Origin of the sequence: Dolichospermum lemmermannii CS-548, assembly GCF_028330815.1 — a bacterium.
GTDB lineage: Bacteria > Cyanobacteriota > Cyanobacteriia > Cyanobacteriales > Nostocaceae > Dolichospermum > Dolichospermum lemmermannii.
On sequence record NZ_JAQMTJ010000047.1, the window covers coordinates 1 to 11,034 of the forward strand.

The following is an 11,034-nucleotide window of genomic DNA, read 5'->3' on the forward strand; positions in this document are numbered from 1 at the left end:
AACCCATAATCTCCAAAAACCTAACCCCCCTGCCCCCCTTCCCTACCAGGGAATGGGGTTTTCAAAGCCTCTCCCCGCGTCGGGGAGAGGTTTGGAGAGGGGTCAATTTATACATTCAAAACTTTTCAAACATCCTCTAAGCAGATAAAAATTGCTGTGAAAAATTAAAATCCTAAAGCTCTTGCACTTTGATAGAAAATAAAACTTGTTACCCAAGCTAAACCAACAGACCAAACTACAGATATAACTGCAAATTTCCAACTTTTAGATTCACTTTTCAAAACAGCAACAGTTGACAAACAAGGGACATAAAGGAGAGTAAATAACATAAAACTATAAGCCTGTACCCAGTCAATTTGATGGGCAATAGTCCCCATTAAATCTGCACCCTGAGATTTACCATAAATTACCGCTAAACCACCCAAAACAATTTCTTTAGCAATAAAGCCGAAAATCAGAGCTACAGCCAATTGAGCATTAATTCCAATAGGTGCTAATAATGGTTGTGTGGCTTGACCGATCATTCCTGATAATGTTTGGGAACTGGCAATTGGGACACCAAAAGGCAAATTATTTAATAACCAAATCGCTACCACACCAAAGATAATAAACCGATTTGACCACTTTAAAAAATGCCTAATTTCCCCCCAAGCACGTAACCACATTTGCTTGATGGTGGGAAAGCGATAAGGTGGTAATTCTAATACCAATGGTTCTTTATTCGGATATCTGCCTCTAAACAAAAATGCGGTCAAAATAGCTGCGACAAAACTAAATAAATACAAACTAAATAAAACTACAGGTGCAATGTGAGGATAAAATAAAGCTGTAGTCATGAAAATAAATACATTCAGTCGTGCTGAACACAAAGAAAAGGGGATAACGAGCATGGAAAGCATTCGCAACCCAGGGGAACGCATCACTCTTGTCCCCATAATTGCGGGGACATTACAGCCAAATCCCATCAACGACATCACAAAAGAACGACCATCTAACCCCAATCGTTCCATAAAAGCATCCATCAAAAATGCTGAACGCGACAAGTAACCACTATCTTCTACAATGGCCATGCAGAAGAAAAATAAAACAATGACGGGGATAAAAGCCGCAACTGTTCCCATACCAGTATAAAGACCGTCAATTAAGAAACCTTTCAAAAATGCTGGTAAACCGCCTAATACTGGTTCTAGTGCTACTCCCTTAAACCAGTCCAGGGTATCTCCCATAAACTTTTGCACAGGTGTTCCCAGGGCATATACTATCTGGAACATCAAAAACATGGCTGCAAAAAACAACGGTAAGCCAAATACTGGATGTAACAGAATTCTATCTAAGCGTGTTGTCAGGTTTTCCTCAACTTGTTCCGGAGTATACACTGCATCCTCCAATAAGCTGCTCATTTCTGAGGCAATTTTGCTATCGCACGCAGAACACTGTGCTAAAGAACCTGCTGTGATTGGTTCTTGCTGTTGCTGGAGAGTTTGTGCGATCGCTTTTACTGCCTGATCATAACCATCACCATACTTAGCACTAATGGGCAGCACTGGTATTCCCAAATGCTTGGCTATTCTATTAGGCTCAATTTTTACCCCAAATTTTGGGGCTTCATCTGCCATATTTAGTAATAATACTGCGGGAAGATGTAAATGTTTGATCTGTAAAGCTAGACTAATTTGGCGGTCAAGTTGAGTTGCATTGAGAATAATTATTACTAAGTGAATTGGTGTACTTTCCAAAAACCCCCGCACCACGGCCTCATCTTCCGAAAAACCCCGTAAATCATAAATTCCCGGCAAATCTACTACCTCGGCTTCTTCCTGACCAAGTTTGATTTTTGCCATCATCAAATCTACTGTCATCCCCGGCCAGTTGCCGATACTCGCATTAGCGCCTGTAAAACGGTTAAAAAAGGTAGATTTGCCAGTATTTGGCATTCCCAAAACCGCAATCTGTTTGATAGTCATATTCCCTTACTCACATTTGTAACTTCTATTTCTCTAGCTTCCCGGCAACGTAGCATCACTTCTGTTGTGCCAATGCGGACATGGAGTGGACCAGAAAGCCATCCCCGACGCAACATCACAATTTGCCTACCGGTGCGGAAACCCATTGCTAGAAGGCGCTGTTGTAATCCAGATTCACTGTGCAGTTGAGTAATTGTGGCAATTTGACCAGGCTGTAACAAGCCAAGATGATTTTTTACCATTATTTAGAAAAATTCTCAGTTGTATTGAGAGTAATTATCAATATAATCTCATATTTTTACAAAAATATCAAAATTATCTCAAAAGATTTATTCTGTACGGTTATATTCTAGGTTGGTTTTGATATGGGTATCTTTGCAGTTAATACCTTTGCATAGAACAAGTATAAAACGACCGATTGTCAAACCTTAAACGACCGATTGTCAAACATTTCAAAGCTTAAAACTTTTGGAAGTAATATAATGTAAACAAATATTAATGTGTATCCTGAATAGGTATTTAGCCCTTTTGCGTAACTCCCTTAAAGAGTATGGAAATTTTATCTAATACCCTAGCTTTATCACGCTTGCAATTTGCATTTACAGCAATTTTTCACATGATTTGGCCTGTAATCACTACAGGTATGTCTATCTACTTAATTGTTGTAGAAGGACTCTGGTTAAAAACCAAAAATACCACTTATTATCATCACGCTCGTTTCTGGTCAAAACTGTATTTACTAAACTTTGGAATCGGAGTTGCATCAGGTTTACCAATGGGTTTTCAGTTTGGGACTAACTGGGCCCCATTATCAGAAGCAGTGGGAGATTTCTTAGGTAGTATTCTCGGATTTGAAGGCTCAATGGCATTTATGCTAGAGGCTTCTTTTTTAGGAATTATGATGTTTGGTTGGGAGCGAGTTCCTCCTGCAATTCACTATTTAGCGACTATTCTCGTGGCTTTTGGGGCGAATCTTTCCACATTCTGGATTTTGGTTGCTAATTCATGGTTTCAAACTCCTAGTGGTGGACAAATGGTGAATGGTAAATTTATTGTTGATGACTATTTCCAAGCAATTTTAAATCCCTTCATGGTAAATAGTGTTCTCCATATGTTCTTGGCAACATTGGAGACTTCTTTATTTGTCATTGGTGGCATTAGTGCTTGGTATATTCTCAATAATCGCCATCAAGAATTTTTCAGCAAATCATTGAAAATAGTTTTAGCAATATCTATTTTTGTTGCTCCCTTACAAGTCTACATTGGTCACGCTAGTGGTGATCAAGTTTATCACTATCAACCAACTAAATTAGCCGCAATTGAAGCCCAATGGGAAACAATTCCCGCTGGGGAATCTGCCAAGTGGAATATATTAGCAATACCTAATAGAAAAGCGGAAAAAAATGATTGGGAAATTTCTATTCCTAATGGTTTAAGTTACATTTTAGATCTCAAACCCAAACTTTCTGAACCAGTATTAGGACTGAAAGAATGGAAACCAGAAGACCGTCCACCAATGATTCCCTTGATTTTTTATTCCTTCCGAATCATGGCAGGAATCGGCTTTTTCTTAGTAGGATTAATGCTGTGGAGTATCCTACAATGGCTCAGAGGTAAACTGAGTCCAAATAACTTAACTCAACAAAAATGGTTATTACGGGCTTGGATTTTAGCTGCACCTTTGGGCTATATTGCGATTGAAGCAGGCTGGATTGTGCGCTGTGTGGGAAGACAACCTTGGACGGTATACGGGCAAATTCGCACTACTGATGCAGCTTCTCATTTACCACCCGGTGAAGTGTTATTTTCTTTGACAGTTATTACTATTCTCTACAGTGTTTTATTTGTTTGTGCGATGTTTTTTGGTAGCCGCATTATTCGTAAAAGACCAGATTTAACTTTACCAATACCTGGAGGTGAGATAAATACAGTAATTGCCACTGAATCGGTGACTCATCTTCCTGATAGTCGTCCTTTAGAAACGCCACAATAGAAAGAAGTTATATGACAGCTTTATTGCGCTTTTTACCACAAGTTTGGTTTTTCATTCTAGGGCTATTTCTGTTCCTGTATGTGCTTTTAGATGGCTTTGATTTAGGCGTTGGTATCCTCTCTTTGACTGCTTCTGATGAGAAACGCCGTAGTTTATTAATGACCAGTTTAGGTAACGTTTGGGATGCTAACGAAACCTGGTTAGTTTTGATGGCAGGAGCATTATTTGGGGCTTTTCCTTTAGCTTATGGAACAATTTTAAATGCCCTTTATCTACCTTTGATGGTAATGGTTGTGGGGTTAATTTTGCGGGCTGTTGCTTTTGAATTTCGAGAACATTCTGATAATAAAAGTTTTTGGAATTTTGCCTTTGGAATTGGCAGTTTTATTGCTGCTTTATTTCAAGGATTTGCCTTGGGTGGTGTATTAGCAGGAATCAAAGTTGATGCGGCCGGGCATTTTATTGGTGGGATGTGGGATTGGTTAAGTTGGCAATCATTATTAACAGCATTGACACTTGTACAAGGTTATGTATTGATTGGTTCAACTTACCTGATCTTGAAAACTGAAGGGACATTACAAGAAACTCATTTTCGTACAGCAAAATTAGCAGCTTGGACAACTTTTATTGGCGCAATTTTAATTACCATTACTACGCCAATTGTCTATGAAAATGCTAGAATTAAACTATTTCATCAACCAGAAGTTTATATTTTTGCCATGATTCCTTTGTTGGGTATGCTGTTGATTTGGTTGCTGTTAGAAAGCCTAAACCGGAAAGAGGAAGTTGCCTCATTTGTTTACACAGCATTAATATTTCTGCTGACATTTATTGGTTTAGGATTTATTGCCTTTCCCTACATTATTCCCCCCACTATTACCATTTATCAAGCAGCATCTTCTGCTACTTCAATGGTTTTTATGATTACTTTCATTGGGTTTTTGATTCCGATTATGTTGTTTTACAACATCTACAATTACTTTGTCTTTCGAGGTAAGGTAGTCATCAGCGAAGAGGGAGATTGACACTCTCCGTGCGAAAGCCAAGCTCGTTTCTGCGGACAGAATTAAATTAATTTAATTCTCGCTAGGTTTTGGGTAAATCTTAATTTATGCTTAATTGGAGAACTCTATTGAGTTTCAATTTTGGTTTAACACAACTTTTAATTGTTTGTAATGTCTTATTCCACTCAAACCCTTAGCAACCCAGATATTTGGGCTGTTACAACTGATTTAACTACTCTCCGTCAAAAGCTACTAGATTTATTTTGCCAGCTTGCGTATCAAGAAGGTGATTTTGTTCTTTCCTCTGGACAACGTAGTTCTTACTATATTAATGGTAAACAAGTCACACTCCATCCTCAAGGTGCTTTGGCTATGGCGAGGTTATTGTTACCAATGTTGCCTGAAGATACTCAAGCTGTAGCTGGTTTAACTTTAGGTGCTGATCCGATTGTCTCCGCAGTTAGTGTGGTTTCTGTGTACGAAAATAGACCTATACCAGCTTTAATTATTCGCAAGGAAGCCAAGGGACACGGGACAATGGCTTACATTGAAGGTCCCAGTTTACCCCAGGGGGCAAAAGTTGTGGTTTTGGAAGATGTGGTAACAACTGGACAATCTGCGCTCAAGGCTGTGGAGCGGTTACAGGCGGCTGGTTATACGGTAGACAGGGTAATTTCCCTAATAGATAGATTGCAAGGTGGTGGGGCGTTATATGAGTCGGCTGGGTTACAGTTTGAGGCTTTATTCACAATTCAGGATCTTCAAAAACGCTATCGAGAAATTAACTGAGGAGTCAGGAGTCAGGAGTCAGGAGTCAGGAGGAAGAAAGAAGAAAGAAGTTTCTCCCCTGTTCCCTGTTCCCTATTCAAATCTGAGACATTTTGGCAATCAGATTGGTAATTTCCTGATAATATCGCGTGTTTCCTGACTGAGAATAGAGATCAGCAGATTTACGGAAATCGGCGATTGCGTCTAGCTGATTCCCCAAATGTCTATGTATGTCTGCTCTGACTAAATAAGCTAAAGGATAGCGTGGTTGCAATTGAATAGATTGATTTAAATCTGCTAATGCGGTATTTAATTCTCCTACTAGAAAGTGACTACGACCTCGATTAAACCAGTCTTCAGCTAAATTAGGGTTAATGCTGATGGCTTGAGTATAATCTGATATAGCTTTTTGATACTCTTTTAGGGCATAACGAGCATTAGCGCGATCGCTATAAAATACAGCAGACTGGGAATCTAATCGTAAAGCTTCAGTAAAATCACTAATTGCTCCTGTAAAATCTTTAGCTATATAACGACTACTTCCTCGATGATAATATGCTGCTAAAGAATCAGAATCTATCTTTAATGCTTGGTTATAGTCTTGAATAGCTGTTTGTATATTACCTAACAACTTGTAAGCATCTCCTCGCTTACAGTAAGCTGAGGCAAATTCTGGAGATACTTCTATAGCTTGAGTATAATCTGCAACTGCACCAATAAGATCCTGTATAGCTTCTCGTACCATGCCCCTTCCATAGTAAGCTGTTGCTAAATGAGGATCAATTTGTAATGCTTGATTATAATCAATAATCGCATTTTCATAATTTCCCAGTTGGTGATGTGCATTTGCTCGAAAACCATATACTGAAACTAATGTAGGATTAATTTGTAATGCTTGGTTGTAATCTTTAATGGCATTTTCATAATCTCCCAAATTACTATGGACTAAACCCCGTTCATAGTATGCTTGAATATCATCAGGAACTATTTTTAATGCTTGATTAAAATCAGCAATTGCTTGATAATAATCTTGAATACGGGCATAGACTAAACCCCGATTGTAGTAAGCTGCACTAAATTTAGGATTAATTTCTAGAGAACGATTATAATTAGAAATTGCACTTTGATATTCTTGCAAAGCATAATAACTGTTACCCCGATTATGGTAAGCTTCAGGAAAATTAGGATTGATTTTTATACATTGATTATAATCAGCAATAGCTTTTTGATAATTACCTAAAATATGAAAAATATTACCTCGATTAATATAAGCCATCGAAAAATTAGCATATAATTCTAAAGCCGCATCAAAATTAGCCAGTGCTTGTTGATAATTACCATCATGATAATGATCTAAACCCTGTTGGTGTAAAGCATTAACAACATCAAAATCAATATTTTTATTCATTTTGTAACTTGTAAGCACACAAAATAGATTTTACCACAGATAGATCAGATAGATCCCTGATTTCTTTGAGAAGTCGGGGATCTGTTTTTTTGTTGTTTAACTTATCAGTACAGCTTCTTGTTGAGACTTTTCAGGCAAATTAACCATTTCCTGTTCCATATTATGTAAAGTAGTTAACATCAAATCATCACGGTGTTGCCAAACTGCAAATATTTTATCTCTACCATCATTTAGAGTGTCTAAATCAATTTTATAACCATCATTGACTTGCTGTAATTTCAAACCTAACAAACCTAAAAGTCGGCTTAATAACTTAATTCCCGCAACAGATTCTTTACCTCTAACTAAATCAATACCTAAAGCGCGTTTAATATGTCTACTACTTTGTCCAGCTACATTTTTTAGCCAAATTAAATCAGCGTCATTTTCACTAAATACTCTTTCCGTTTCCAGAAATTGCATTATTCCTAAAGCCCGCATAGCTTCTACTTTCAACGTATAAGTTCTTAAATCTGGGAGAAAAACTTTACCTTCACCCCACAATAACTGCTGACTCCATTCTTGCTGATCTTTTACATGAAAATATTCACTTTCATGAGTCAGATAATAATGAATTAATAATTGTCCATAATAACCTTTTTCATCCTGTAATTTGAGTTGGGGAGTAACTACAATTCCATACCTTTGTCTGAGAATATATTTATCAACTTGATGACGTTCTCCATTGCTAAGAGAATGTTTAGTTAATAGCTGTTCATATTCCACATAGTCAATATCTTTAGCATTAGCTACAGAATTTGCTGCTGCTGATTGATTTTGCTGCTTAATTTCTTTGATTTTGCGTTTAATTTCCTTGGCTTTTTGAAGACTTTGTCCCCAATCTTTTTGCACTTTAACAATTTCTACAATTAACCGTTTGCGATTTTCTACATCACTAGGTTCAGTGGCAAAAAAGGCTAAACGCAAATCACGAAGAATGTTATTTTGGACTTCATTACTTCGCATTTGAATTTGATGACCATCAGTTATTAATCCATCTTGCATTGATTGCCGATAAAGACGAATAGAAGCATTTACCCTAGCAGATAATTTTGCCCAAGTGCGTAAATGAATAGGATCATAAACTAGAGGTAAATCTACATCTATTTTATGTAATGGACTTAATAAAGCTAAGTTTTCTTTTTGATTTTCTTGATACCAATTAGATAGTAACCGATAATTTGTACTGCCACTACCAATTAAGCCAATACCGCGTTTAGCACACCAAACAATACGGGGAACATTATCCCTAACTCTTGCTAAAGCTTGACGGGCTTCTGAGTCAGGAATTACCCCTTGAAAAATGCCATAAACTCGGTCAAAATGTTGAACATCAATACTAATTCCTGTTCCCAAACTAGGGGTAACAAAAACAGTATCATAATCAGTGATTTTTTGATTAATAGCAGCTATCAAATCAACGGCTGCATGACCAGGTGTATTAGTAGTATGACTACTAACTACTAAAGTTTCAGGAAATTCTCTTCTGAGTTTCTGTAAACGTTCTTTTAAATAACGTTCAATAGTTTCACAACTGTAGCGGCCAGAACGACTATCGGTAGTAACATAGCATTTACGTCCAGCAATTAAATCTAATTCTAATTGATGAATTAGGGGTGTGGGATTGGGTGAATCATAAAAAGTTGTATCCCAACCTTTTTCCGGTTTCCATTCATTGACAACTACCCAAGGATTTAATTTAATTCCGGCTAAGGTCTGTAAATATTCTAAAGATACATCTGATAAATCGGCATCTTGGGCAATTATCAAACCTCCTGTTGTGAGAACTGTAGAAATTAGTTGTTGGAAAATACGAAGAATTTTAACTCGTTTTTGTTTACAGGTATTACTATTGAGTAAATGCCATAAAGACTGCTCAACCTCATCTAAAATTAATATTGCACCGCGCCAATCTTCGGGTTTTAATTTCCAAATTGAATCTACACATAATCCCAAAGATGACGTAATTGGTAACGGACATTTAACAGGTACTTCATCAGCTTCTATCCGCCATGATTCATGCTCAAAACCCCATTTAATCCCGATTTTATCACATAAAAACCGTCCCAAGATGATTCTATGGGTAATTAATAAAACTGGTTGATTATGATTTTTTGCTCGTTGAACAATGCTTTGTAATGCTGTGGTTTTACCTGTACCCTTGGCTGATTTCACTCCTACTAAACCAGAGGTAGGAAAGGCAATTTTTCCCAAATAAGGACGGTTAACAGTAAGTGCAGCGGGAATTGTTAACTCTGTATGGGGTTTGGTTTGGGCAATATAAATATCTAAATCTAGGCTTTGACCATAAGTTTTATCAAAGGCTGTTGCACCTTTAGCAATAATAAATTCATCAACTCCTTTTTCTTTGCCTGGAAGTTCGACAACTTTAACAGGACAGTTTTGTTGTTGAAATAAACAACCCAATTGAGAAATAGCATTATTGACAGCCGCAATTTTTTTGGCTTGGGTTTCAAAATCAAAACAAATATAAAAGTTGCGTTTTATGTTTGTGAATACTGCTAAATCAGGTATTAATTGCCGCCGGGTAACTTTGCCAAATTCATCTTTAATAACTCGATAACCGCTATTAATACCAGGAATAGCAATAGCAACATATCCTTGGCTTAAAAGGGCTGCGGCTTTTTTCACACCTTCACAAATGACAATGGCTATTTTATTTTTAATTACCCATGACCAAAAACCTTCGGCTTCACCATCATGATTAATAGTAATATTTTCCGGTATGGCTAAGTTGTAACGTTGGCCAACTTGTTGCCAAATTTGTAAGGATATGCGTAAACAAAATATGCGTGTGGGGGTGCTGGGAGGATGTTCATATTTGATGGATTTACCTTTTTGATTTTGTCGCGGTTGGTTGGGTTTAAAACATCCCCATTCCATCTTATGCCAATTATTGAGAGGGTCTAGTCCAGAACACCACCAACCACCTTCTGTAATGTGGGTATACCGCTGTAACCAAGCGTTTTTAATCATCCCTGTATTGGTGCGAGGGAGTTGGTCAGAAATCAGCAAATATTCATAAGCATTTATGCCTTGAAGCGATTTGAAATTTAAACGAATTAAGTCTAAGTTTATACCACTACTCTTGACTAATTCTTCAAGGTGTTGTTGATGTAAAGAATGCAGATGCATAAGCTGAAGCAGCTAAGGAATATAACAAGATCAAAACTTTAGCACGGCTAGGCTGATTTTTTATAAAATAATTTTTCAAATTTCAGTGTTATTTTTTTTACTTTGTTTTGATAAATACTTCTGTGAATATATCAAGGTGTGGTTAGGGCTGTGCAACGAGCATAGATAGACAGTTTGCGTAACTCAGAAGCAGCACGGGTCATATTATTACCAATAGCTTGGGGACTTCCAAGAAATAAAATCCCCAGAAAAACTTAATAGACAATATGTTTTTTGAAAAAAGCTTGCACTCAGCCAAGCCTAAGTGTCGGGATAGGGCATTGCCACGACTCTAAACGGGTGCAGAGACAGAGTAAGACTAGCAACGGTTAGCGTCAGTCGGTGAAGCGTCAAGAATCACCACACCTTTAGGTCGGTGAGTATCTCAACAACCAGGCGGTAATTCTGGTAAAGTTTTTTGAAACCGGGAAAATTGGTATTCTATCCCACATTCCGCACCCCAAAATGTTACAGAGGGAAATTACGGAGATGAAAATCAAAGGGAGCATCAAAACAAACAGACAAAGTGAAAAAAGGCATTTGAGAAACAGTAAATCACCAAAAATGTCATCAAAATCTATTCTCAATAAGAAGCAATAAGAATGCACACCACCTGGAGAGGTCAATAGATAAGTGAAAGAAGATATTCAAGAAACAATTATA

Annotated in this window: 7 protein-coding genes; 3 read left to right on the plus strand and 4 right to left on the minus strand. The window is 37.4% G+C overall.

Annotated elements, in window-relative coordinates:
* Positions 1-164 precede the first annotated feature (164 nt).
* Both feoB and PN450_RS02385 read right to left on the minus strand, forming a co-directional pair.
* Positions 165-1,964 (minus strand): ferrous iron transport protein B, encoded by a 1,800-nt coding sequence (gene feoB, locus PN450_RS02380; protein ID WP_271835305.1) that lies wholly within the window; start codon positions 1,962-1,964, stop codon positions 165-167.
* Entirely contained in the window at positions 1,961-2,206 is a 246-nt protein-coding gene (locus PN450_RS02385; RefSeq protein WP_271835306.1) for a FeoA family protein, read from the minus strand. The genes feoB and PN450_RS02385 overlap by 4 nt, the downstream gene beginning before the upstream one ends.
* Before the next feature lie 308 nt (positions 2,207-2,514).
* On the opposite strand from PN450_RS02385, the gene PN450_RS02390 reads away from it, so the two are divergent.
* The 3 genes from PN450_RS02390 (at position 2,515) to pyrE (ending at position 5,750) form a co-directional block, all read left to right on the plus strand.
* Positions 2,515-3,957 carry a cytochrome ubiquinol oxidase subunit I gene (locus PN450_RS02390; RefSeq protein WP_271835307.1) on the plus strand — a complete coding sequence of 481 codons (1,443 nt, stop codon included), beginning with the start codon at positions 2,515-2,517 and terminating at the stop codon, positions 3,955-3,957.
* 11 nt (positions 3,958-3,968) lie between these two features.
* Positions 3,969-4,982, plus strand: a complete 1,014-nt coding sequence (gene cydB, locus PN450_RS02395) for a cytochrome d ubiquinol oxidase subunit II (protein WP_271835308.1) — start codon at positions 3,969-3,971, stop codon at positions 4,980-4,982.
* 150 nt (positions 4,983-5,132) lie between these two features.
* On the plus strand, positions 5,133-5,750 hold the full coding sequence (gene pyrE / locus PN450_RS02400; RefSeq protein WP_148764689.1) for an orotate phosphoribosyltransferase: 618 nt from the start codon (positions 5,133-5,135) through the stop codon (positions 5,748-5,750).
* A 76-nt stretch (positions 5,751-5,826) separates the two neighbouring features.
* On the opposite strand, the gene PN450_RS02405 is transcribed toward pyrE, so the two are convergent.
* Together PN450_RS02405 and PN450_RS02410 are read right to left on the minus strand one after the other, a co-directional pair.
* A complete protein-coding gene (locus tag PN450_RS02405) occupies positions 5,827-7,137 on the minus strand; it encodes a tetratricopeptide repeat protein (protein WP_271835309.1) in 1,311 nt (436 codons plus the stop codon).
* A gap of 96 nt (positions 7,138-7,233) precedes the next feature.
* Complete coding sequence (locus tag PN450_RS02410) at positions 7,234-10,332, minus strand: plasmid replication protein, CyRepA1 family (protein WP_271835310.1); 3,099 nt, start codon at positions 10,330-10,332, stop codon at positions 7,234-7,236.
* Positions 10,333-11,034: the final 702 nt, after the last annotated feature.